General features: G+C 36.0%; 24 protein-coding genes. 21 read left to right on the forward strand and 3 right to left on the reverse strand.

Annotation, left to right across the window (positions count from 1 at the left end):
- The first annotated feature begins 13 nt into the window (after window positions 1-13).
- The 12 genes from F3J23_RS10430 (at window position 14) to F3J23_RS10485 (ending at window position 9,362) form a co-directional block, all read left to right on the forward strand.
- On the forward strand, window positions 14-562 hold the full coding sequence (locus F3J23_RS10430; RefSeq protein ID WP_167028000.1) for a 2OG-Fe(II) oxygenase: 549 nt from the start codon (window positions 14-16) through the stop codon (window positions 560-562).
- A 77-nt stretch (window positions 563-639) separates the two neighbouring features.
- Complete coding sequence (locus F3J23_RS10435; protein WP_167028002.1) at window positions 640-975, forward strand: hypothetical protein; 336 nt, start codon at window positions 640-642, stop codon at window positions 973-975.
- Between the two features lie 2 nt (window positions 976-977).
- Window positions 978-1,829: a hypothetical protein gene (locus tag F3J23_RS10440; RefSeq protein ID WP_167028005.1), complete on the forward strand. Its 852-nt coding sequence runs from the start codon at window positions 978-980 to the stop codon at window positions 1,827-1,829.
- A 3-nt stretch (window positions 1,830-1,832) separates the two neighbouring features.
- Complete coding sequence (locus F3J23_RS10445; RefSeq protein WP_167028008.1) at window positions 1,833-2,906, forward strand: adenylosuccinate synthetase; 1,074 nt, start codon at window positions 1,833-1,835, stop codon at window positions 2,904-2,906.
- 77 nt (window positions 2,907-2,983) lie between these two features.
- Window positions 2,984-3,400: an ADP-ribosylation/crystallin J1 gene (locus F3J23_RS10450; RefSeq protein WP_167028011.1), complete on the forward strand. Its 417-nt coding sequence runs from the start codon at window positions 2,984-2,986 to the stop codon at window positions 3,398-3,400.
- Between the two features lie 11 nt (window positions 3,401-3,411).
- Window positions 3,412-4,047 carry a DUF4291 domain-containing protein gene (locus F3J23_RS10455; protein ID WP_167028014.1) on the forward strand — a complete coding sequence of 212 codons (636 nt, stop codon included), beginning with the start codon at window positions 3,412-3,414 and terminating at the stop codon, window positions 4,045-4,047.
- Window positions 4,044-4,550, forward strand: coding sequence for an O-acetyl-ADP-ribose deacetylase (locus F3J23_RS10460; protein ID WP_167028017.1), 507 nt, complete (start codon window positions 4,044-4,046; stop codon window positions 4,548-4,550). Before F3J23_RS10455 ends, F3J23_RS10460 begins: the two co-directional genes overlap by 4 nt.
- Before the next feature lie 4 nt (window positions 4,551-4,554).
- Window positions 4,555-5,241 (forward strand): SIR2 family NAD-dependent protein deacylase, encoded by a 687-nt coding sequence (locus F3J23_RS10465; protein ID WP_167028020.1) that lies wholly within the window; start codon window positions 4,555-4,557, stop codon window positions 5,239-5,241.
- The gene (locus F3J23_RS10470; RefSeq protein ID WP_167028023.1) at window positions 5,241-6,182 is read left to right on the forward strand and encodes an ADP-ribosylglycohydrolase family protein; all 942 of its coding nucleotides are present in this window, start codon (window positions 5,241-5,243) and stop codon (window positions 6,180-6,182) included. Before F3J23_RS10465 ends, F3J23_RS10470 begins: the two co-directional genes overlap by 1 nt.
- Before the next feature lie 10 nt (window positions 6,183-6,192).
- Entirely contained in the window at window positions 6,193-6,735 is a 543-nt protein-coding gene (locus F3J23_RS10475; protein ID WP_167028026.1) for an RNA 2'-phosphotransferase, read from the forward strand.
- Window position 6,736: 1 nt separating this feature from the next.
- The gene (locus F3J23_RS10480) at window positions 6,737-7,465 is read left to right on the forward strand and encodes a metallophosphoesterase family protein (protein WP_167028029.1); all 729 of its coding nucleotides are present in this window, start codon (window positions 6,737-6,739) and stop codon (window positions 7,463-7,465) included.
- Between the two features lie 172 nt (window positions 7,466-7,637).
- Window positions 7,638-9,362, forward strand: a complete 1,725-nt coding sequence (locus F3J23_RS10485; protein ID WP_167028032.1) for a M14 family metallopeptidase — start codon at window positions 7,638-7,640, stop codon at window positions 9,360-9,362.
- Window positions 9,363-9,420: 58 nt separating this feature from the next.
- On the opposite strand, the gene F3J23_RS10490 is transcribed toward F3J23_RS10485, so the two are convergent.
- The gene (locus F3J23_RS10490; RefSeq protein ID WP_167028035.1) at window positions 9,421-10,302 is read right to left on the reverse strand and encodes a cupin-like domain-containing protein; all 882 of its coding nucleotides are present in this window, start codon (window positions 10,300-10,302) and stop codon (window positions 9,421-9,423) included.
- 439 nt (window positions 10,303-10,741) lie between these two features.
- Between F3J23_RS10490 and F3J23_RS10495 the strand changes: the two genes are divergently transcribed.
- Window positions 10,742-13,453 (forward strand): Plug and carboxypeptidase regulatory-like domain-containing protein, encoded by a 2,712-nt coding sequence (locus F3J23_RS10495; protein WP_167028038.1) that lies wholly within the window; start codon window positions 10,742-10,744, stop codon window positions 13,451-13,453.
- Between the two features lie 50 nt (window positions 13,454-13,503).
- Here the strand turns inward: F3J23_RS10495 and F3J23_RS10500 are convergent, their stop codons facing one another.
- Window positions 13,504-14,001: a DinB family protein gene (locus F3J23_RS10500; protein ID WP_167028041.1), complete on the reverse strand. Its 498-nt coding sequence runs from the start codon at window positions 13,999-14,001 to the stop codon at window positions 13,504-13,506.
- A gap of 183 nt (window positions 14,002-14,184) precedes the next feature.
- Between F3J23_RS10500 and F3J23_RS10505 the strand changes: the two genes are divergently transcribed.
- The 8 genes from F3J23_RS10505 (at window position 14,185) to F3J23_RS10540 (ending at window position 24,034) form a co-directional block, all read left to right on the forward strand.
- Window positions 14,185-15,087, forward strand: a complete 903-nt coding sequence (locus F3J23_RS10505; RefSeq protein ID WP_167028044.1) for a GLPGLI family protein — start codon at window positions 14,185-14,187, stop codon at window positions 15,085-15,087.
- 133 nt (window positions 15,088-15,220) lie between these two features.
- The gene (locus F3J23_RS10510; RefSeq protein ID WP_167028047.1) at window positions 15,221-15,475 is read left to right on the forward strand and encodes a ferrous iron transport protein A; all 255 of its coding nucleotides are present in this window, start codon (window positions 15,221-15,223) and stop codon (window positions 15,473-15,475) included.
- A complete protein-coding gene (feoB, locus tag F3J23_RS10515) occupies window positions 15,475-17,508 on the forward strand; it encodes a ferrous iron transport protein B (RefSeq protein WP_167028050.1) in 2,034 nt (677 codons plus the stop codon). The genes F3J23_RS10510 and feoB overlap by 1 nt, the downstream gene beginning before the upstream one ends.
- Before the next feature lie 217 nt (window positions 17,509-17,725).
- On the forward strand, window positions 17,726-18,742 hold the full coding sequence (locus tag F3J23_RS10520) for a DUF4421 family protein (RefSeq protein ID WP_167028053.1): 1,017 nt from the start codon (window positions 17,726-17,728) through the stop codon (window positions 18,740-18,742).
- A gap of 70 nt (window positions 18,743-18,812) precedes the next feature.
- Complete coding sequence (glmM, locus tag F3J23_RS10525) at window positions 18,813-20,195, forward strand: phosphoglucosamine mutase (RefSeq protein ID WP_167028056.1); 1,383 nt, start codon at window positions 18,813-18,815, stop codon at window positions 20,193-20,195.
- Between the two features lie 45 nt (window positions 20,196-20,240).
- Entirely contained in the window at window positions 20,241-20,819 is a 579-nt protein-coding gene (locus F3J23_RS10530) for a Crp/Fnr family transcriptional regulator (RefSeq protein WP_167028059.1), read from the forward strand.
- A gap of 652 nt (window positions 20,820-21,471) precedes the next feature.
- Window positions 21,472-22,443, forward strand: coding sequence for a zinc-binding alcohol dehydrogenase family protein (locus tag F3J23_RS10535; protein WP_167028063.1), 972 nt, complete (start codon window positions 21,472-21,474; stop codon window positions 22,441-22,443).
- A gap of 208 nt (window positions 22,444-22,651) precedes the next feature.
- Window positions 22,652-24,034, forward strand: coding sequence for a tetratricopeptide repeat protein (locus F3J23_RS10540; RefSeq protein WP_167028066.1), 1,383 nt, complete (start codon window positions 22,652-22,654; stop codon window positions 24,032-24,034).
- Window positions 24,035-24,078: 44 nt separating this feature from the next.
- Here the strand turns inward: F3J23_RS10540 and F3J23_RS10545 are convergent, their stop codons facing one another.
- The gene (locus F3J23_RS10545) at window positions 24,079-24,924 is read right to left on the reverse strand and encodes a hypothetical protein (RefSeq protein WP_167028069.1); all 846 of its coding nucleotides are present in this window, start codon (window positions 24,922-24,924) and stop codon (window positions 24,079-24,081) included.
- Between the last annotated feature and the right edge of the window lie 28 nt (window positions 24,925-24,952).

Consider the following 24,952-nt stretch of genomic DNA (forward strand, 5'->3'; position numbering starts at 1 on the left):
CAAAATATTAATTATGGAAAAAATAGAATTACACCCCCAGATATTTTTGATCAAAAATTTTCTCGCTGAAGAAGAATGTGATCAATATATAAAACTCTCACAGGAAAAAGATTTTGAAGAAGCAAAGATTACTGTATTTGGACAGCAGCAGATGAGTAAAGGGGTTAGAAACAATGACAGACTGATGATCTTTGATGAAACAATGGCTGAAGATCTGTTTAAAAAAGCAGCTGCATTTCTGCCTCAGGAACACAATGGTTATAAGCTTCTTAATTTTAATGAAATGTTCAGAGTTTACAGATACACTTCCGGCCAGCAATTCAAAATGCACAGAGATGGAAGTTATATCAGAAATGAAAAAGAGAAAAGTCTTTATACATTTATGATCTATCTCAATGATGATTTTGAAGGTGGAGAAACAGAATTTGAAAACTTGTGTACTGTATCGCCAGAAAAAGGAACAGCACTGATCTTTCATCATCCTTTAAGACATGAAGGAAAAACACTGATTAGCGGACTGAAATATGTATTGAGAACTGACGTAATGTTTTCCAGAGAATAAATGATTCGTAAAAGAATCAGGAAAAGTCATGTACAGTCTAATTAGCGTAATAATAACACAAATAAAAATATTCGATCATGGAAGATGAACTAAAACCCAGATTTATCAAATCATTGCAGAGAAATAATGATCAGATCAGAGAAGATCGTGCAAAAACGATTGGAGCAGATTCAGAATTGATTTACAAACGCAGAGTTGAAGATATCGAATTGAAAATCAAAAGACTTGAGAGAGAACAGGAAGGGCTTATTGATATCAGTCCTTTAGACAGGAATAGTCTCACGTTTGCGGACTTCAATCCTGAAGCATTCGTTCAGAAAGACATGGAATTATCATTAACAATCAGAAATCTGAATATTCAGCTTGAAGTTACTAAAAAGAGATTTGAATATTTATTCGGAAAAACCTTATAGTCATGGGAAGTACAAGATATGATTTAGACGCTCGTTATGACAGAGCAAGAAAAGCAGGTTACGGAACAAAATCCGCAGGGGAAATTTTCACTCAGAATGCTAAGAGAAAAGCCCACGAATCTATGAACCCTTATGGAATTTCTTTCAGAGAATCCAGAGATTCAGAAGTTCACCCGAACTCAATTCCAATTATCTTAGGACTTGATGTTACAGGAAGTATGGGACATATTCCTTATGAACTGATCAGGGAAGGCCTTCCCAAACTTATGGGGGGAATCATTCAGGGAGGAGTTCCGGATCCGGCTTTATTATTTCTAGGAATTGGAGACCATGAGTGTGACAGCTATCCTCTTCAGGTAGGGCAATTTGAATCCGGAGATGAAGAATTGGATATGTGGCTCACCCGTACCTACATCGAATCCGGAGGAGGAGGGAATGCAGGAGAAAGCTATCTTTTGGCCTGGTATTTTGCCGCTTTTCATACCCGTACAGATGCCTTTGAAAAAAGAAAACAAAAAGGATTATTGTTTACGGTGGGAGATGAACCTTGCTTAAAAACATTGCCCGCCTCTGCGATCAGGGAGATTATGGGAACAGGTCAGCAGACTTACAGACACACAGAATTACTGGAAGAAGTACAAAAACGATATGATGTTTACCACATCAGTGTTTTGCATACTGATCAGGCAGTCAGAGCAGACAAAGGATGGAAGGAATTATTGGGACAAAACTGTATCTCGATAGAAGACCACAGAGAAATTCCAAATGTTATCAAAGGGATTATTTGTGATCAATATAAAGGTCATAAATCAGGAGAAGCAGATCAGGAATTAAATAATTTTCAAATGCTTTAAAAAATGAAAAAGGCGCAAATAGTAATAGGACTTGGGTTTGGTGATGAAGGAAAAGGAATTACCACAGACTTTCTGGCTTCTCAGCATCCTGAAGCCGTTGTGATCAGGTTTTCAGGAGGACAGCAGGCTGCGCACACTGTAATGATTGATGAGAGAAAGCATGTTCACTCCAGTTTTGCAAGTGGAGCTCTTAGAGGATTACCTTCTTATTTTACCGAACATTGTACAATTCATCCGGATTTTCTTTTCAATGAAATGGAAGAATTAAAAGCAAAAAACGGGAATATTGAGCTTCACATTCACCCGCTTGCAAAAGTAACGACTCCGTTCGATGTGTGGCAGAACAGGACAAGCGTAAAAAACCTGGAACACGGAACCTGCGGAAAAGGAGTAGGAGCAACGATGAAAAGACACGAAAGTCCTTATAAGCTATTTGCAGCAGATTTGATAGCGCCTAGAGAAATGCTGATGGAAAAGCTGAAAGGAATTGCTTATTACTATGGCTTTGTTGAAGAGAATGAGATCAGAGAACTTTTGAATCCTTTCTTAAATGCTATTGATGGGGTTGATTGGAAAATAAATGATTATAACTACCTGACTTCATTTGACCACCTTATTTTTGAAGGAAGCCAGGGGATTTTATTGGACATGGACCACGGCGTTTTTCCTAATGTAACCTACGCCCATACCACTTCAAAAAATGCATACGAAATCTGTAAGCTTTTAAAAATTGAAGACATCGAAATGTATTACGTCACCAGAAGCTATGCAACCCGCCACGGAAATGGCTGGATGAGCAATGAAAAAGAAATCGCTCTAAAAAACAATGAAGAGGAAACCTGTACCTTTAATGAATATCAGAAAGAACTTAGATTCGGAGAGATAGATTATAACCTTTTGAATTATGCTTTGAAACTGGATGCAGCATATGTATTTCCGGCTAAGAATAATCTTGTTGTTACTTGCCTGGATCAGATAGATGAGAATTTTAAGGTAGAAAACCTTGATGTAAAATTTGATGAGGTTTACGGATCTTGCTCTCCGTATTCAAAGGATTTTAAATTTCTAAAGAAGTAGAAGCTGAAGGATAAAAGCATTAATTTTATAGTTAAAGATAGAATAAAAAATGATTTAATGATTGAAAAATAATAACTATGAAAACAACAACATTATACAGACCAGTAGGAGAAAAAGAAATGATATTGATTATAGAAGCAGGATTTAAAAAATTTCCTCCAAGATTAGAATGGCAGCCCATTTTCTATCCTGTTCTTAATGAAGAGTATGCTTCCGAGATTGCAGAAAAATGGAATACCAGAGATGAAGCCGGAAATTATCTTGGTTTTGTAACTCGGTTTGAGGTTCAAGAAGAAATGATCAATCGATATCCTGCACAAAATGTTGGAGCAAGAAATCATAATGAATTATGGATTCCTTCTGAAGAACTGGACCATTTTAATGGGGCGATTGTAGGAGGTATTGAAGTGATAAAGGTTTTCATAGGAAGGGATTTTGAGAAAACTGCAAATAATGATATAACAAATTTGATAAACGTTGTAAAGACGAATTAATCATCAAACCAATGAAACTTAAATTAAAAAGATATAAAGAACAACTAGAAAATTGGCCTCAACGAGGGTTTCACATCATGGCTCAATATGATGATGAGAAAATTGTAGTATATCAATCCTATAGAAAACAGATAGGAGAATTTGCAGTTAAAAACCAATTCTTTGGCGGTGGTTTCAGCCTAGAAAGAATGACCTGGATAAAACCTAATTTTCTATGGATGATGTATCGTAATGGTTGGGGGAGAAAAGAAGACCAGGATTACGTTTTGGCAATTCATTTGAAAAAAGATGTTTTCAGAAAATATCTTGAAAATGCTGTATATTCTTCTTACAATAATAAGCTTGGAACCTCAAAAGAAGAATGGCAGGATCAGATAAAAGAATCGTCGGTGAGGCTGCAATGGGATCCGGATCATGACCCGTTTGGAAATAAACTGGAGCGAAGAGCAATACAAATAGGTTTACGGAATGAATTTATCTATTCTTTTGCTAAAAATGATATTCTTCTCATTGAAAATATTTCAGATTTTGTGAAAGATCAGTATCAGTTTGTCCTTAATGATGATTTGGATAATTTGATTATTCCTGAAGAAAAACCATTATTATTTGATGATGAGGTTTTAAATAGAAAACTCAATCTAAAATGAAAATTGAAATAGTAAGAGCAGATATTACAAAGATCCAGGCAGATGCAATTGTCAACGCAGCCAATTCTTCTTTACTTGGCGGTGGTGGCGTAGATGGAGCTATTCACAGAGCGGGCGGTCCACAGATCTTGGAAGAATGCAGAATGATCAGAAATAAACAAGGAAAATGCAATACCGGGGAAGCTGTAGTAACAACTGCCGGAAATCTTCCTGCAAAATATGTTATTCATACAGTAGGCCCGGTTTGGAATGATGATAAGGAAAGATGTTCAAAACTTTTATCCAATTGCTATATTAATTCTTTAAAACTGGCAGAGAGCCTTAAAATAAAAACAATTGCCTTTCCGAACATCAGTACTGGAATATATAAATTTCCAAAAGATCTTGCTGCAAGAATTGCTGTTGAGAATGTAAAAAGTTTTCATTCAGATATCATTGAGAACATTATTTTTGTCTGTTTCGATGATGAAAATGAGATCATCTACAAAAAACTATTAGATTAAACCAATGAAAAAACTAACCATATTAAGCGGCGCAGGAATAAGTGCCGAAAGCGGAATAAAAACCTTCAGAGACGGAGACGGACTCTGGGAAAATCATAATGTAACGGATGTAGCAAGTCCGGAAGGATGGAGAAAAGACAGAACTCTGGTATTGGAATTTTACAACCAGAGAAGACGCCAGCTGCATGAAGTACAACCCAACGAAGCCCATCAATTGTTGGCGGAGCTGGAAAAATATTTCGATATTCAGATCATTACCCAAAATATCGATGACCTTCATGAGAGAGCCGGATCTACTAAGATTCTTCACATTCATGGAGAACTGTTCAAATCATGCTCATGTAATAATAAAAGCCTGATTTATGAGCAGAAAGAGGATATTAATATCGGTGACAAAGCAGAAGACGGGGCTCAACTAAGACCTTTTATCGTTTGGTTTGGTGAAGATGTTCCTTTATATCAGACAGCAAGAGAAATCGTAAAAGAATCGGATATTTTACTGGTAATCGGCACCTCTTTGCAGGTTTATCCTGCGGCAGGACTGATCCATGATATCAAAGACGACTGCCTTTTAATCGTTATTAACCCCAATGAAACAGGATTTGGATACGGACAGAGAGCGGTAGTGATGAAAGAGCCCGCAACAAAAGGAATGAAACTGTTGTTTGATAAACTGGTAAACCTTGCCTGATGGAAAATAAAGTAAAAGCAGGAATCATGGGCGTTTGCATTGGAGATGCTTTGGGAGTTCCGGTTGAATTTCGAAGTAGGGAACGACTTGAACTTTCGCCTGTAATCAATATGCAAGGCTTCGGAACTCATAATCAGCCTGCAGGAACTTGGAGCGATGATAGTTCTCTGACCCTGTGTCTTGCAGATAGTTTGTGTAAAGAATACAATCTGCAAGACATGGCTCTGAAGTTTTTGCAATGGTATAATACAGAAATTTGGACTCCTCATGGTAGGGTTTTCGATATAGGAATCGCTACACGACAAGCAATATATAAAATCAGTAAAGGAGATACTCCTCAATTATGTGGTGGAACAAGTGAATTTGATAATGGGAATGGATCTTTAATGAGAATTTTACCATTATTGTTCTACATTAAAAATTTTCCTGTTGAAAAACGATTTGATAGGATTAAAGAAGTTTCTTCAATTACACACGGACATATTCGTTCTGTGATTGCATGTTTTATCTATTTAGAGTTTTTACTTGAAATCTTAAATGGAGCAGAAAAGTTTGATGCTTATCATAAAATGCAACAAACAGTAAAACACTTTTTAGATCATATTCCTGTTTGTTCTCAGTCAGAAATGGATAAATTTGAAAGAATCTTAAATAAAAACATATTTGAGTTTGATGCGGAAAAAATAGGTTCAAATGGATATGTCCTTCACAGCCTGGAAGCTTCCTTATGGTGTTTTCTAAACTCAGAAAGTTATTCTGAAGCTGTTTTAAAAGCGGTAAACTTAGGTGAAGATACGGACACCACAGGAGCCATTACCGGAGGAATTGCAGGAATTTATTATGGATATGAAAATATTCCTGAAGAATGGATTGCTGAGCTGGTGAGGAAAGATGATATTGAAAACTTATGCAATAAGTTGAACGAAAAATTAATAAATTAAAAAACAAACCATGAACGAAATAGAAAAGAAAAAAATAAGTAAGTTTTTAAGCCTTATTCTACGGCATCAGCCCGAAACTATTGGCCTTAAACTGGATGAAAATGGCTGGGCAGAGGTAGAAGAACTGAGAACCAAATCAGAAAAAAGAAGAATATTTTTTACTCCCGAAGAACTGGATGAGGTAGTAGAAACCAATAATAAAAAGCGGTTTGCTTTTAACCAAGATAAAACCATGATCAGAGCCAGCCAAGGGCATTCTATTGATATAGATCTGGCTTTGGAAACAAAGCAGCCTCCTGAATTTCTGTATCACGGAACTGCAGAAGCCAATATCACATCCATTTTGGAAAAAGGTATTGAAAAGAGAACCCGTCAGCATGTACACTTAAGCGCTGATAAAGAGACGGCTACAAAAGTGGGAATGAGACACGGGAAACCTGTTATTCTTACCATCAGAACTGGCATGATGCATTTGGATGGCTTATCTTTCTACCAGTCTGCAAACGGAGTATGGTTAACAGATTTTGTAGATGCAAAATACATTTCGAAGTAAAATGAGCAGAACATTAGTAATAGGAGATATTCACGGAGGGTTTAAAGCATTACAGCAGGTTATTGAAAGGGCAGCAGTCACGGAAAATGACCAGCTGATTTTCCTTGGAGATTATGTAGACGGATGGAGTGAATCTTCCGAAATTATAAAATTTCTGCTGGAACTTTCCGAAAAGCAGGAATGCATTTTTATCAAAGGAAATCATGATGCCTGGTGTGAAGACTGGTTAGCTTCCGGAAAAAGTCCAGATGTCTGGCTTTTCAATGGAGGTAGGAGTACTGTAGAAAGTTATACAGACTATCCTTTGGAAGAAAGGAATATTCACCTTGAGTTTTTCCAAAGAATGAAAAATTATCATATTGATAACAAGAACCGGTTGTTTATCCATGCAGGATATGCATCTATGCACGGTCCGGAAAGAGAAGTGTATTCCAGCAATTACCGCTGGGACAGAACTCTTTGGGAAACTGCCGTTGCAATGGATAAGAAGCTTGAGAAGAATTCAGCATTATATCCTAAAAGGCTCCTCTTGTATAGTGAAATATTTATCGGACATACTCCTACGCTGGACATTGGAATAACAACACCGGCCAACAAAGCCAATATCTGGAATATGGATACCGGAGCAGCCTACACGGGAGCTCTGTCAATAATGGATATTAACTCAAAAGAATTCTGGCAAAGCGATCCGCTGCCGGCTTTATATCCAAAAGAAAAAGGAAGAAATTGATAGAATAAATTAAGATGAGCTTTACTTTATCATGAACCTCACAAGTTTTGAAAACCTGTGAGGTTTGTATTTTCAAAGCATTTTCCCTATTTCCCTTTTCGCAATTTTGCCAATTTACTTATTTCCCTTTCACAAAAGATAACTACTTTTAAAGTCTGAAAATATGACTTCAATGAAACTGAAATATCTTTTATTTACCCTAAGTTCTACGTTCCTTTTTGCTCAGAAATCATTTCAGACACCTTTTGAAAAAGGAAATGGTAATCAAACTGTTACCTATGATGAAATGAATACCTACTACCAGGATCTTGCAAAAAACTTCAATACCATTCAATATCTTAAAAAAGGAGAAGACGATAACGGAAAACCTATTTATGTAGTCATTTACAATCCTTTTCCCGAAAAAGATCTGGAAAAACTAAGAAAGAATAAAGCGATTCTGTTTGTTAATAACGGAATTCACCCCGGCGAACCGGATGGAATAGATGCTACAATGATGTTGATGCGTGATCTGGCTGCCCAAAAGATCAAAACCCCTCAGAACTTTATTATAGCTGCCATTTCTGCTTATAATGTAAGCGGAATGCTCAACAGAGGATCTTATTCCAGAGCCAATCAGAATGGCCCGGAACAGTATGGATTCAGAGGAAATGCAAGAAACTATGATTTGAACAGAGATTTTATCAAAGCAGATTCAAAAAATGCAAGAAGCTTTCAGGAGATCTATCAGTGGCTGAAACCGGATGTTTTTATTGATAACCATGTTAGTAATGGGGCAGACTATCAATATACATTTACCTATATTTCTACCTTTAAAGAACGTTTAGGAAATACATTAGGAAATTATTTCTATAACGAATACCAGGCTAAAAATCTGGAGGATATGAAAAAGTTGGGATATGAAAGTACTCCTTACGTAAATATTCACGGTGATGTTCCGGAAGTTGGTTTTGCTTCTTTTGAAGATTCTCCGAGATATTCCACAGGATATACTTCCCTTTTCAATTCTTTAGGAACCGTTCCCGAAACTCATATGCTGAAACCTTATGACAAAAGAGTAGATGCTACGTACAAATATATGCTGGTGAATCTTCAGAATCTGGATAAAGATTACAGCAAAATAAAGGAACTCCGTCTTGAAAATCTAAAACAATACCAAGCCGGGAAACCATACGGAATCCGTTGGAAAATAGATTCTACAAAGTTTTCTACCATGGATTTTAAAGGCTATGAAGGAAAGTATAAACCCAGTGATGTATCCGGCAAACCCAGATTATATTATGATAGAAGTAAGCCTTTTACAAAAAATATAAAGCTGTTTACCACAGCTGTTCCTACGGGTTATGTTACCATTCCTGAATATTACGTAATTCCACAGTCGCAGTATCGGGTCATTGAAGAATTTAAAAGGAATAAAATTCAGATGAAAACGATTCAGAAAGATAGTACTTTTGCCGTTGAATCTTACAAAATCAAAGATTTTAAGACCGTAAAGAATCCCTATGAAGGGCATTATCTGCATTATGAAACAACAGTAGAAACTTCCCGTAAAAATCTTACCTTTTCAGCGGGTGATTATCTGGTTTCTACCCATCAGCCTGGTGTTAAATATGTCATTGAAACCCTTGAGCCTGAAGCATTAGACTCATTTTTTAACTGGAATTTCTTTGACGGGATTTTAGCCCAGAAAGAATATTATTCAGCTTATATTTTTGAAGATACTGCAGCAGAACTGTTGAAGAAAGATAAAAAGCTTAAAGATTCTTTTGAAGCGGCGAAGGCATCTGATAAAAAATTGTCGGATGATGGTGAAGCGCAATTAGACTGGATTTACAAACACTCCCCTTATTTTGAAGAAAAAACATTCAGACAGTATCCTGTTTACAGAGTGTTGTAAATTATTGATAATGAATAAATAAACTAAAAAAGACGTTTCAAGCGAAACGCCTTTTTGATTATTTTGGTAAGCCTCTCTTCAAGGCAATTTCTGCTCTTTTAACAGCCATTTTCTCTTTCCAGTCCATGTAGCTCTTTTTGAAATTGGACTTCATGATGTCATCAAATTTACGTTGTACCGTAAGGTTCCATAGAGAATGTGCTTTTACTGCCCATGATTTGTCCCATGCTCTCAAAGAAATAGAGAAACTTCCGTCCAGATATTTCATCCAGTGCCACCATCCTGTAGGCATAAATAATGTATCTCCGTGCTCAAGGAAGCACTCAATACCTTCTACACCATCCAATGCCGGGAATTTTGTGAAATCCGGGTTTTCAATATCATAATCTTCCAGTGCATACGTTGCATAAGGAATCTGGTAAAGTCTTTCTCTCCACTTATAATCAAAAAGGAGAATATGCTTTCTTCCATTAAAATGTGTATGGAAGATATGCGCCATATCAATATCAAAGTGAAGGAATGTTACAGATCCTTTTCCTCCAAAGAACATGTTAGGGTACTTATCAAGGAAGCCTCCCATTAATTCTTTCGGTGAAATATAATCTTCCAGAAGTTTTGGAGCATATTTTATAGGATCAAAAAGGAAAATTCTAAGGTCTGTAGGCTCTCTCTGGATAAGGTCTATATAATCTCCAAATTTCATTTTGGCTGCAGAAGCATTGATGGGAGCAGATGGATCTGCTTTTGAACTGTCATATAACGGGACCTCTACATCTCCTACAACCTCCTTCATGTATTCCATCGTCCATTTTTGGTAAGCAGGCCAGTTTTTTGCCATATTCTTGATGACAACGGGCCTTCTTGGCTTTAGATATTTTTCGAAGAATTCTTCTTTAGAAATTTCATCTACAACATCTATAGGCTTTAAAATAATTCCCATTTTATAAATTTTATGTTACAAAATTATTAAATAAATATTTATGAACCAGTGTTTAATTTTTTTTTAATCTATGATTCAAATCAGATTTAACTATTTAGACTAAATAAAAATTTTGAAATTTGTTCATCTCCCAAAAACCATTGTTTTTATAACTAATAAGACAGTTTCATTCTCCATATTGTTACAAAATTTCAAAAATTCAAGCAGTGCTTTTTTTGAAGAATTGATATGCCAAAATGAGATTTTTCAGAACTTATATATAGCAGTTAAGGAGTGTTTAAAAGTTATAAGTTTCGGTTAATATTAAAAAAAATAAAAAGGTATTGTTTTTATAACTATGTTTGTAGTGATAGAGTTTTAACTTTTCTTTATAAAAATCATCTTTATAGAAAGTGTAACAAAAAACAATAACGATTAACTAATTGAGCAAATAATAAATATGAAAAGGAATATTTCTTTATTTCTGATGCTTTTCTTTACTGTGTTTGCTTTTGCACAGAAAACCGTTTCGGGAAAGATCACAGATGAGGATGGAGTGGCAATTCCAAGTGCCAGTGTTACCATCGAAGAACCGGGGAAAGATGCTATTCTTGCATATGGAATTACCAATTCCAAAGGAGAATACAAAGTTACTTTTACCTCTGCAGAATCTAATGTAGACCTGAAGGTAAAGGCCTTTAATCAGAAACCTCTTACCAAACAGATCAGCAACAGCGATCAGACCCTGAGTTTTAAAATGCAGTCTGAAGCTACGGAAATCAAAGAAGTACAGCTGAAAACAAAAATGATCACCGCAAGAGGAGACACAATTTCTTATGATCTTAAAGCTTTCAACAATAAAAATGACAGAACGCTTGCCGATGTAATGAAGAAAATTCCGGGAATTGAAGTGAATAACGACGGAACGATTCTTTATCAGGGAAATGCCATCAATAAATTCTATGTCAACGGGAAAGACCTTATGGAAGGAGGCTATGGTACAATTAATAATTCATTGCCGAAAGATGCCGTACAAAAAGTAGAAGTTCTTGAAAACCATCAGCCGGTTAAAATCCTTCAGGATAAAGTTCCGTCTGATCAGGCTGCCATCAATATTAAGCTTAAAAACTCCGTAACCATGACAGGTAGAGGAGAAGTTGGAACAGGATTTGGTGATCCATGGCTTTGGAATGTAAAGCTGACTCCCATGTTCTTCGGGCAGAAAAGCCAGTGGGTAGTCAACTATAAGACCAATAATATGGGTGAGCAGGTGGAAAATGAAGGAAATATTCTGGCATTTGGTAATGGTTGGGAAGGAAGAAGGATTAATGCAGGACAAAACAGCTGGCTAAATGTTGAAAATGCAAGTACACCGGATCTACCGGTAAAAAGATATTTGATGAATAATGTTCATTACCTGTCTGCCAACTATCTGGTGAACATTGATAAGAAAAAAGAATGGGAGTTAAAGGCAAGTGCCAACTATACCAATAACGCAGTTGAAAGAGAAAGCTATAAGCAAACAAATTATTTTGCCACTCCTACAGAAGGAGCATCTACCGTTATTCAAAATATTCTGAATAATTTTTATACGGATAAAGCAAAAGGAGAATTAATTTTTACCAAGAATGCAAAAAAAGGATTCTTTAAAAATACAACAAGCTTCTCTCAATTCTGGAATGCTGACAGAGCTTTGGCAGACAGAACGAGCACCTCTTCAAATACATCCAGCAGACATGGGCAGGAAGCAGTAGAATCTCCAACTTCTTCATTTCAAAACTCACTGAGTACAATCATCCCATGGAAAGAAAAAATGGTGAATGTAAAATCATTCTTAAACTATCAGACGGATAAACAAACATTGGATGTTACGCCTGCTTCTTATCTGGAAATTCCAGGTTTTACACCAGGGAATAGCGCAGAAACCGTGAGACAGAACTTCAGGCTGAAGACCTTTGAAGCCAATCATTCTGCCAATATCGGATTTTCTACTAAAGGATGGACATTCACTCCAGAAGTAGGGTTCAATTTTAAAAGAACAACCCTTAACTCTACCCTTACCAATCTTCAGGCAGGAAAATATTTCGGATATGGAGAAGATTATAATAATGACCTTACCTATTCTATAGCTACACCATATGGAAGTTTAGGGGTAAACTATAAGAGTGAATCATGGATGTTATTTGCAAACCTTCCTGTAAATTCTAACAATATTAAAGCAGATGATCCATTAAGAAGCGTTTCCAAATCTGTAAATAAAGTGACTTTTGAACCGAATATTTTTGTACAATATTCATTTGCTTCATTCTGGAAGGCTTCAGCAAACGGTAATATTAATAATAACTTCGGAGATGTAAATACGGCTTATGCAGGGTTCCTTATGCAATCCCCTAATGGTATTAACGTTATGGATCCTTTGAATCCAATTCCACAAAATAATACAAAATCTACAGGAGCGAGAGTAGAATATAGAAATCCACTGAATAACTTGTTTTTTAATGTTAATTATCGCTTTAGCGACAGCAAAAGAAACTTGATTTCAGATCCGAATAGAAATAATGAAGGTTTCATTGTTGGACATTATAAAGAGCAGGATAATCATGCGGTAAGTAACGTATACAGCGCAGAAGTTGGGAAATATTTCCCGAAATTTAAGACCAATGCATCAGTTAGCTACAACAATAATACTTCCCGTTCTGATGCTTATCTAAATAAAGGAGCATATGCAACTGAAAATAATACACAGTCTCTTGGGTTTAAATTGAATAACACTTATTTTAGCTGGATGAGCTTGGATTATAATGCGAGTATGTCGTTTACCAAGCAAACCAATACAAGCTTTATTCCCGAATTGAATGGAAAAAATTCAAGAAACGGATACAATCATAATCTGGCAGTTTACTTTTATCCGATAGAAAATCATACAATCGGGTTTAACTGGGATCAGGTGAACAGTAGTAATGTTAACCAAAGCTATAATAATGCATTCTATGACCTTTCTTATCAGTTCTCGTGGGCAAAAAAGAAAGTTGATTTTGAAATTAAATGGATGAACATTGCCAACAGAAAAGTTTTTGAAACATATGATGTGAGTTCAACAGCCACAACATATAGTAAAATTCAGCTTCGCCCTAGCCAGGTCATGTTTACCGTAAAATTCAACTTTAAATAAAATAAAAACCAATCCCGAGGGATTGGTTTTTTGTTGAGATATATTGACTATTAAAAGCTTTGCTGATCAGCAGTAGGACCATAACTTCCGGGTAAAGGAATGTTATTCAGTCTGTAATAAACACCCAGCTGTGCTCTGTGATGTGTAATCTGGTTTAAAGCATGGCGGATGGCGCCATACTTGCTCCAGCTTGCAAGTTCATGACCATCATTTTTAATCGTCCAGCTCGGATTCAGATCTTCTTCTGTACTATTTTCCAAAGCAGATTTACCTGCCTGATAATCTTCCTCCAGTTTTTTCAGAAGATCTTCTCTTGTTGAAAGAAAGGTAGGTTTGTAATCTCCTTTGGCAAAATCAAGCTCAGAAGTATTTAAAATGGTTTTCGGCCATTGAAAAACTTCTACAATATGGGTAGCCAAGGGCATCATTTTCATGCTTTTTTCATGAGGTGCATAATCATTTTTTCCTTCAGGGAAAAGTTCAATAAATTTTTTTGTGGTTTGGAATTCTCCATCCAGTTCGGATTTTAATTGAGATAAGGTATCCATAATATTTTGTTTTTTAGAAACTTAAAGGTAAGACTTTAAAATCCGAAAATGTTGTAACGGAATCATAATTTTTTGATCACAAGATGATAAAGTAATGCTAAGCATATTCACCAAAAAATAAAATTTAAAGAAAGTTGTAACAAAACGAAACATGTTATAACTAATTATATAAACTTGATTACAATGAAAAAGTTCTTTTCCCTATTTCTTATTGCTCTTTTTGCAATGGCAGGAGCACAAGAATCTAAAGAGACAGCCAACCGTTTCTTTTATGAACTGACTTTTAAACCTAAGAAAGATTCAGCAAAGCTGGATAAAGTGATTACTATTTTGGATATTACTCCTAAAAAATCCATCTATCAGGATTATACAATGCCTGCTCAGGATTCTATAATTAAAGCTCAGGTAGAAGAAATGGAAAAAACCAAGACTTTTAAGGACATGAGTAAAATGATAAGATGGCCTAAATTTTCTTATAAGATCATAAAAAATTATCCTGAGATGAAGATGCAGTATGTTGATAAAATTAGCAGAAACTTTTTCTCTTATGATGATAATGTTAAATTACAGTGGAATATTTTACCTGAAAAACAAAAAATAGGATCTTACAATACCCAAAAAGCAACAACAGAGTTTGGTGGAAGGACATGGACGGCTTGGTTTAGCTCTGACATTCCTTTTCAAGATGGACCATATAAATTCTACGGACTGCCGGGTCTTATTGTAAAAATTGAAGATACTGATAAAAATTATTCATGGTTGTTGAGTGGAAATAAAAAAGTGGAAAACTATGATGAAATATCTTATGCAGATAAGATTAATGCTAAGATGGGAATGTCTAGTAATACTGTAACCCCAACTACAAAAGAAAAATTCCAAAAATCATACGAAGCCTTTAAAGTAGATCCATTTGCAGAATCCCGTCCGTACATGACTGCAGAGAATATGAGCAGACCAATGCCTGGAACAGACGGTACAGTAGGAGACTTTATGAAAAGACTTGAAAAGCAGGTGAAAGATTTCTTCGGATCCAATGATAACCCGATCGAGAAAGATATGGGAACACCAGATAAAAAGAAAAAATAAGCATTCATATCAACTAAATTATATTTCGAATCAACCCAGATACAGCAATGTGTTTGGGTTGATTTCTTTTATAACGAAACGTTATTTAGATTAAATTTAAATAGCGTATATTTGCATCACTAAAAATTAGGCTTTGAAAGAGAAAGGATTACATAAATTAAGTGGATTCCCTAAAAACAAAATGGGGAAGATATTGGGGTATGATAATGACCATCTGAAAATGCCCAATAAAATCATTGAAATGGGGCTTCTTCCGGAGACCATTTTCAGGATTTTGTATCAGGCTCCGTTCAATGGGCCTATGTATGTAGAATTTGGAGCAGAAAAAAGCCGGATTGCTCTTCGTGAGGAAGAAGGAGATTACATCATTGTTGAAGAATTGAATTAATGCAGGAAAACAAGAAAAAACAGATACTTTTAGTCGGAAACCCTAATGTAGGGAAGTCAACGGTTTTCAATACCCTTTGCAATAAAAAGCAGAAGACCGGTAACTATGCCGGCGTTACCGTTGCCAGCCATTCGGGAAATTACGTATATAAAAACGAAGATGTTGAGGTAATTGATCTTCCGGGCTCCTATAGCGTGTATCCGAGTTCAGAAGATGAAGCTATTTTTTCCAAATATCTTATTGATGAGCAGAAAAATTATGCAGGAGTAGTTTATATCCTTGAGGCATTAAGTTTAAAAAGAGGACTTCTTCTGTTTCAGCAAATCCAGGATTTGGGAATTCCCATGATTTTGATTGTTAATCAGATTGATCAGGCGGAAAGAAGAGGTATTACGATAGATATTCAGAAATTTTCCGAAGCATTAGGCATTACAATTATTCAGACCAATGCCAAAAAGCAGATCGGAATTGAAGAGATAAGAGAAGCTGTTTACAATAACAATTTTGTAAAAACAGATAAAGTTTCCTTCGAAACACCAAACGAACATAGAGATTTCATCCAGAAACTGGCAGCACATAAAGGTTTCGATAATGAATATAAAGCCTGGATGAGCCTTTCACTAGGTACAGACCTTGGCAGGATAGAATCTGTAATGGAACAGATGAATGAATCAGATTCTAAAAGTTTGGTTCCTAAAAGATTACAGGTTCAGGAAACCGTTAGAAGATATCAAAGTGTAGACAAAATCCTTGAGGATGTCATTTCAAAAAAAGCTCAGTTTAAGGAGCTTATAACCGAAAAACTAGACAAGGTTCTGGTTCACAAATTCTGGGGATATGTAGTATTCTTACTCATTTTGCTGGTGATTTTCCAGAGTGTTTTCTTTCTGGCAGAATATCCTATGAACTGGATTGAAAGTTTTTTCTCATGGCTGGCTGCATTTACAAATGAACACCTTCCGGCTGGGCCTGTCAATTCACTTATTTCAAACGGAATTGTTCCAGGAATAGGAGGAATTGTAGTTTTTGCTCCACAGATCGGGATTCTGTTATACTTTCTTTATCTCTTGGAAGATTCAGGATATATGGCGAGAGTGGTATTCCTTATGGATAGGTTACTTCGCCCGTTCGGACTCAATGGAAAAAGTATCGTTCCCCTTGTATCAGGAACAGCCTGTGCCATTCCGGCAGTAATTTCCACAAGAAATATCGAAAACGTTAAAGAAAGACTCTTAACGATCCTTGTAACTCCGTTTATGACCTGTTCCGCGAGACTTCCGGTTTACAGTATCATTATCGGGTTGATTATTTCAGAAGGAACATTTTTAGGAATTAAATATAAAGCGCTGGTGCTGATGGGAATGTACCTGTTGGGATTCCTGGTCGCTTTATTCTCAGCGGCAATTCTTAAGAGATTTATTAAAAGTAAAGGAAAAACATATTTGGTGATGGATCTTCCAGCCTATAAAAGACCGCTTTTCGGATACGATTTCAAGATGGTTCTGGGTAAAGTATGGGATTTCATTACAGGTGCCGGTAAAATCATTTTCATTGTAAGTATTATCATCTGGTTCCTGAGTTATTTCGGACCAAAACAAAAAGCAGATGAATGGGTAGCTGCAGATGTGCACTTAGATCATTCATATCTTGCGAAAATGGGGAAGGGAATAGAACCTGTTATTGCTCCTCTTGGCTACGATTGGAAAATGGGAGTAGGTATTCTTACCAGTTTTGTAGCGAGAGAGGTTTTCGTAGGAACAATGTCCACACTTTACAGTTTGGAAGATGATGCTCCGGAAGTAAAGGTAATAGATAAAATGAGAAGAGATGTAAAACCGAATGGCGAAAAGGTCTTCAGTTTTGCTACCGGAATTTCAGTTCTTTTATTTTATGCATTTGCAATGCAGTGTGTTTCTACACTGGCAGTAGTCTACAGAGAAACCAAAAGCTGGAAATGGACCGGCTTTCAGGTAGTCATGATGACAGGTTTGGCATATTTTGTGTCGATGATAGTATATCAGATTTTAAAGTAATGGATTCATCATTAATTTTTCAATACGTACTTATATTTTTAATAGTGGCATTTGCATGTTACTCATTGTTTAAGGTGTTAAAAAAGAATTTTGCACCTAAAAAATTCAGCTCCAAAAGAACGAATTGTGATAAAGATTGTGGCTGTTCATAATACAGATTTCATGGGATAATTAAAAAAAATGTAGTATTTTCATTTTTTAATTTAAATTATTCGGTTTGAATTTCTTACGGGCAGGAACAGTTATAATATTTCTTTTAGTTTTCAATCAGGGAAAAAGCCAAACAGATACTGTAAATACCAAGTCTTATGCAGACCAGGTTATGATTCGTGTGAACCTTGATACGAATATTGAAAGCTATATTTTTTCACAAGGAGAAGATGAAAATCCTGACCGTACCATTCTTTCTGTCAACAATAAAACCAAAACATCGGTATCAGTTGATTACAGGATTATAAGCGCAACGCTTTCCTTTGCACCCAAATTTATTAAAGGAAATAATGATGATGCAATGAAAGGAAACAGCTCTTATACAGATTTGAGCTTCAGGTTTTTCCCAGAAAGATTTATTCAGAATGTTTACTATAAAAACGTAAGAGGGTTTTATATTGAAAATATGAAAGACCTTTTTCCCGCCTGGCAGGAAGGGAGAGATCCTTATATCCAGTTTCCCGATTTACGTGTACAAAGCTTCGGAGGATCAACCTCTTATATTCTTAATAAAAACTTTTCGGCAAGAAGTATTTATACACAGGGAGAATGGCAGAGTAAAAGCTATGGAAGCTGGATTCCTTTTCTGGATTACGATCTTACCATATTCAGAAATAAGATTGAAGGGCTGAAAAGTAAAGAATATCAGTATAAGATTGGAGGAAATATAGGCTATTTTTACAATTGGGTAATCGGGAAAAATGTAAACATTTCTCCTTATCTGGCGCTTGGATTTGGAGGGAAATTCTCCAGTTTCCGGGATCCTCAAAACAATTATTCAAAAGAGAATGCCCAATATATGACCGTTAGAATGGAAGGAGGCTTACATGTAGGATATAATACCGATCGTTTTCTATTCGGAGGGAAAATGAATTTTAATGCTTACGCCTACAATCAGAAAGAAAACCAGACCGTAGAAAATAATAACCTTTACGGGCTGTTGTACATAGGCTATCGGTTTGCTCCTCCGAAGGTTGTAAAAAATACCTATGATAAAATCCAAAAAAAGATTCCTGTACTGTAAGTTGAATGCTCTTTTAAGTATCTTTGCGTAGGAAAATTTAGAATAAGAACAATAAAATAGCAAAAACATAATGTCGTTAATAAAATCTATTTCAGGGATCCGCGGAACTATCGGCGGAAAAGTAAATGATAATCTTACACCGCTGGATGTGGTAAAATTCGCTTCCGCATTCGGAACCTGGCTTCAGAATAATAAAAATAAAAAAGACCTTACTCTGGTTATCGGAAGAGATGCAAGAATTTCCGGGCAAATGGTTTCTTCTTTAGTTACTGCTACATTACAGGGATTAGGAATCCATGTGGTTGATCTGGGACTTTCTACAACACCAACCGTTGAGGTAATGGTTCCGGAACTTAATGCAGACGGAGGAATTATTCTTACCGCTTCCCACAATCCAAAGCAATGGAATGCACTGAAACTTTTAAATGAGAAAGGAGAATTCATCAGTGGTGAAAACGGTGCAGAAGTATTGGCATTGGCAGAAAATGAAGATTTCAACTATGCAGAAGTGGATGACCTTGGGAAATATGAAACAAGAGAAGATGCTTTTGATATCCATATCAAGCAGATTCTTGATCTTCCAATGGTAGATGCGGAAGCCATTAAAGCGAAGAACTTTAAAGTTGTACTGGATGCTGTAAACTCTACAGGAGGGATTGCCATTCCTATGCTTTTAGACCAATTAGGATGTGAAACCATCAAATTATATTGCGAGCCCACAGGTCATTTCCCACATAATCCGGAACCTTTGAAAGAACACCTGGGAGATATCTGCGAATTGGTGAAAAAAGAAAATGCAGACCTGGGAATTGTTGTAGACCCGGATGTAGACAGATTAGCCCTAATAGATGAAAAAGGAGAAATGTTCGGTGAAGAATATACATTAGTAGCCGTTGCAGATTATCTTCTGAAACAGAAAAAAGGTGCTGCAATTTCCAACTTATCTTCAAGCCGTGCGTTGAGAGATGTTGCACATTCACATAATTCAGAATACTTTGCCAGTGCGGTAGGAGAAGTAAATGTGGTGACTCTGATGAAAGAAAAAAATGCCGTGATCGGAGGAGAAGGAAACGGAGGAATTATCTATCCTGATCTGCATTACGGAAGAGATTCTTTAGTAGGTGTCGCACTATTTTTAACACACTTGGCCAAAGAAAATAAAACAGTTTCCGAATTGAGAGCAGGCTATCCAAGCTACTTCATGGGTAAAAAGAAAATAGAACTGACTCCGGAAATTGATGTGGATGCTATTTTAAGCAAAATGGAACAGGAATACCAGAATGAAGAAGTTTCTACTGTTGACGGGGTTAAAATAGACTTTGAAAACAATTGGGTTCACCTTAGAAAATCCAATACAGAACCAATCATCAGAATTTATACAGAAGCGAAATCTCAGGAAGAAGCTGATAAGTTAGGAGATGATATCATTGCTAAAATCAGAAGTTTAATCTAAATAGTATAAGAACGGACAACAAGTTCCGTTCTTTTTTATTTCCAAATGTTTGAGCACGTCAAAAACAAATTCCCTTTCCCAAAAGAAAAATGGCGGAAATTTCTAAGCAGCTTTGAACGCATGGAAGTCCCTTCCAGAACTTTGCTCTTGCAGGAAGGAGAAGTCTCATATAACGCTTTTTATATTGAAAAAGGAATGGTAAGAGCCTGGTATAATAATGATGGCAAAGACGTTACCTTTCAGTTTTTCCTTGAGAATACCATGTTTTCTTCCCTTGAAAGTTTTAAAAAAGGACTGCCGAGTATGGTTTCTTTTGAAACAATAGAACCCTGTATTCTATATAAGATCAATAAGCCTGATGTGGAAGCTTTTCTTGAAGAGGTTTACGAAACTCCTGAGCTCAGAAAGCTGTTTATGGATGCGCTTTTTGAAAGGGTATTCGATTATATGAAACACTTCTTTTCGTTTATTAAAGATACTCCTCAGCAGCGGTATCTGAATCTGCTTAAACAAAAACCCGAAATCGTAAAAAGAGTTCCCCAGCATTATATTGCTTCTTATTTAGGTATTACAACCGTGCATCTCAGCAGAATAAAGAGCAAAATATTGAAAGAGAAACTTTAATAAGCTGGGAGCCGGAAGTTTGATGATAACAATAAGTCTGTTTAAACTTTTTTACTAAACCAGAAAAGGCACAAAAGCATTTTAAAAACTTAAACTATTTAAGCTATATGCTTTGTGTATAAGAAGTACACTAAAGTCTTGTTGAAGATCAAAGATTTTCATCTTATGTGAACTTAAGTGTGTATTAAAAATTATTAACGCAAAGTTTATGGATAATTACCCTTTATTTTAAGGGAGCAAAATGATGCAACTTTGTCGCTGATGAAGCGGTATGCTTATACCCAAGCTTCGACGAATCAACGAAGTTGATTCTATTCTTTGCTCACTTACAATCAACCGTTTTAAAATTGAAAACTTTGCGTTAGGAAAACAGTTTGTTTGTACAATCTTAGAGATCGTTTAAATTATATTTCAATTTTTTTATACACTTGGAACCTGTTTAAACTCATTTTCTAAATAAGTTTAAACAGGTTTAATATATAAGTTGGGTTAAAACTAATAAAAGCAATATGATTTTGCGAACCTTGCGTTTCAGTTTCTAAGCTTTAATACATCTGTTTATAGAATTCTATCTTCCCTTCTCCAAACTGATAACAAATGTTATTGCTCTGCAGCACCTATTCTCAATAATTTTGTTTAAAAATTTAAAACAATGAAAGCAGCAGTTGTATTTGAAAAAGGAAGTGCTCCTCAATATGCCGATTTTCCGGAACCTGAAATCGTAGATGAAAATGAAATTCTGGTTTCAGTGAAAGCCGCATCCATCAAAAATCTTGATAAAGCAAGAGCAAGTGGAAATCACTATTCCACAGAAAAAGAAGTGCATCAGCCAAAAATTATCGGTTCAGATGGAGTAGGATATCTGGAGAATGGAGATAAGGTTTATTTTTTCAGCAAAAAAGGAACGGTGGCGGAAAAAGCAGTGGCAGACAAAAGAATGATTGTTAAGATTCCTGAGAACCTTGATTTTTCAATTGCCGCAGCTTTGCCCAATGCTGTTATGGGTTCTGCAATGGCTTTAAAATTCAAAGCTGGAATACAACCGGGAAATATTGTACTGATTAATGGGGCAACAGGAATTACAGGAAGAATTGCCGTCCAGATCGCCAGATTATATGGAGCTCAAAAGATCATTGTTACCGGAAGAAATGAAGAATCTTTGGAGGCTTTACGGAATTTGGGAGCTGATGAAACCGTCTCCCTTCAAAAGGATGATGCTTACTTTAAAGAAAAAATAAAAGAAATTCATCAGGAAACTCCAATAGATATTATCGTGGACTACATTTGGGGACATTCCGTAGAAATGATATTATCTGTTTTAAAAGGTGACGGAACATTTTCTCATAAAACAAAATTAGTAACAATCGGAGGAATGAGCGGGGATACCATTCAGCTTTCTTCACAGATCCTAAGAGCTACAGATATCCAGATTTCAGGTTCCGGGCTGGGAAGCTGGACGAAGGAAGAATCTGCGCTTCTGTTTTCAGAAATCATTCCGGAAATGTTTGAAGCGGCCGTGAACGGGAAAATTAAAATGGAGACTGAAGATGTCGATATCAAAAATATCAGTGCTGTCTGGAATGACGGGGTACAAAGCGGAAAACGGCTGGTCATAAGGATTTAACCCCAATTTTTGTTTTTTTATCCACAATCCTTTTATCGGTTTTCTTTTTTTACTATTTTTATAATAGAAATTTATGAAATGGAAAATTCAAAAAAAAGTTGCAACTTTGCATAAATATTTGAATATCAGTTTCAGATGTATTATTAATTAAAAGTTTGCCGAGGTTTGTAAGTAAATTCAGACATCGGACCGACTAAAGAGGACACTATTGGAAGAGTATTTTGGAAATGAACTTGTAAAAAAGTTCGAGGAAATGATGGAAAACAATGACGAATTCTACTTCGATACCGAAGAATTAGAAGATATCATTGTTTATTACTTGGAGCTTGGTGATTTTAATTACGCCGACATGGCTGTTAATTATGGACTTAAGCTTCATCCCAATTCATTGGATATCAAGATCAAAAAACTTGAAATTCTTCTGGAATGGGAAGAATATAATACGGCGAAGGATCTTATCAACGAGTTGAAAGGTTCCTCTATGGAAAACACAGACTTTTTGGTTTGTTACGCCAAGTATTATTCGAACCTAGGAAATCCCAGAAAATCCATTGAAATCTGCAAAAAAGCTTTGACATTAGAGGAAGAAGAAAACTTTCTCCACAACTTTATTGCGGATGAATATGTGAATCTCGGAGATCCTTTTAACGCTCTTAAGCATTACAGAAAAGCACTTAAAGAAGATCCTGCGGATGAATATGCGCTGGAAAATTGTATGGTGTGTTTCAGTGATCTGAATAAGAGTGAGGAGGCTATTGCCTTTCTAAATGAATATTTAGATGAATTCTCTTATTCTGAAACCGCTTGGTTTGAATACGGACAATTCTATTTCAACAGGAAAAATTACGACGAAGCCATAAGAGGCTATGATTATTTGCTGGCCATTAACTCAAACTCTGTAGGAGTATATGCCAACAAAGCCGCTTGCTATGAAGCTTTAGGACAATACCAGAAAGCCATCGAAACGTATGAAGAAATGCTTGAGCTGGAATATACAAAAGCATTTACTTTCTATAAAATCGGATTGTGTAATAAGGCTTTAAAACAACCTATTGTAGCTTTAAATGCGTTCCAGAAATCATTGAGAGAAGATCCTCAGTTTTATCTTGCAATGATGGAACAGTCTTATCTATACGAAGAAATGGGAGGGATGTCTGAAGCGCTGCATTTTGCCAAAGAAGCTACCCAGCTGAATGAGAACAACCTCGATTATCAGAAAAGACTGGCGTTCTTATTCATTGATTCAGGGAAATTTGAAGAAAGTCTTTCCTGTCTTAAAAAACTGGTAGATGCAGAACCGACAAGATTTTATAACTGGTATGCCTATTCGGAAGTGTTGATGTTGGTTGGGGAGTATGAAGAAGCGGTAACCGTTCTGAATCTGGCCATAAAAAAACATCACAGAGCGGAATTGTTTTATCAGTTAAGCAACTGCTTTTTCAACCTGAAAGATCAGGTTAAAGGAATGGAATCACTTCAGAAAGCATTAGACCTTGATCCGTCTTTAGCTAAGGATATGCAGAAAAAATATCCTTTCATTAAAGATGAAGTAAAAAAGGTGAAGGCTGATAAAGTGAAGAAAAAGAATTAGAATTAATCTGAAAATAATAAAAACCTGCAGAAATGCAGGTTTTTTTATTGATAGTTGTATTCGTAAATGAACTTCTCAGGAGAACTGCTTGTAGGGTTCCCGGCATTATCTACCGGCTGTCTGCTTTCAATAGCGGGATATCCGCTTTCATTGAACGTAGTTGTGTATTTATAAGCCACAGAAACGGTTCCGGCACCCGTAGAATTAAGCTGGCCCTTATACGTGCTAAGGCTGTTTTTAATATTCGAAAACAGCGTTGTTACAGGCTCATCTCCGTTAAAAATAACTTTGTCAAGCCCTTTTACATTTTTAAAAGCGTAATTTTTATCAGTATGGGTATAAGTTCCGCTCTCAGTATAATTCACAGTTGCTCCATTGCTGGTCCCTGTTCCTGTACCTGCGGATTTTACCATATTTCCATTACTATAAGTATATATACTGTTTAGTGTATAATTGTTATTAGCGCCTAAATTAGCCTGCTTTTTTACACTGATTTCAGTATTGCTGGTGTAGGTATAAGTGTAGGTTATGGTTTTTCCCACAGTTCCGTTCGTAGTATATTCTTTATTGACTGCTGATGACATACGTCCGTTGGAATATGCATATTCAAAGGCATTTTCAAGAATATTGTTTTCATAATTTTTAATACCGGTAATATAATCATCGGTATAGGTAAATTCAGTTCTTTGCCCGGTATTGCCGGCGTTGATAAGGCTGATGATTTTAGTTCCGTTGTAGTTAACTTTCATAACGATACCGCCTTTGCTCATTTTGGTGGGTAGAATCACTTTTTGATTGGCAGGGTCACTGTTGTCAAAAGGAGTGTCGTTAGAAGTTGAGCACGAAAGTGCAAATAAGGCTATGCAGCCAGATAGTAAAGTTTTTTTCATAGTTATAAATTAAATCACTCAAATATAA

It is taken from the genome of Chryseobacterium sp. Tr-659 (genome assembly GCF_011752975.1).
Lineage (GTDB): Bacteria > Bacteroidota > Bacteroidia > Flavobacteriales > Weeksellaceae > Chryseobacterium.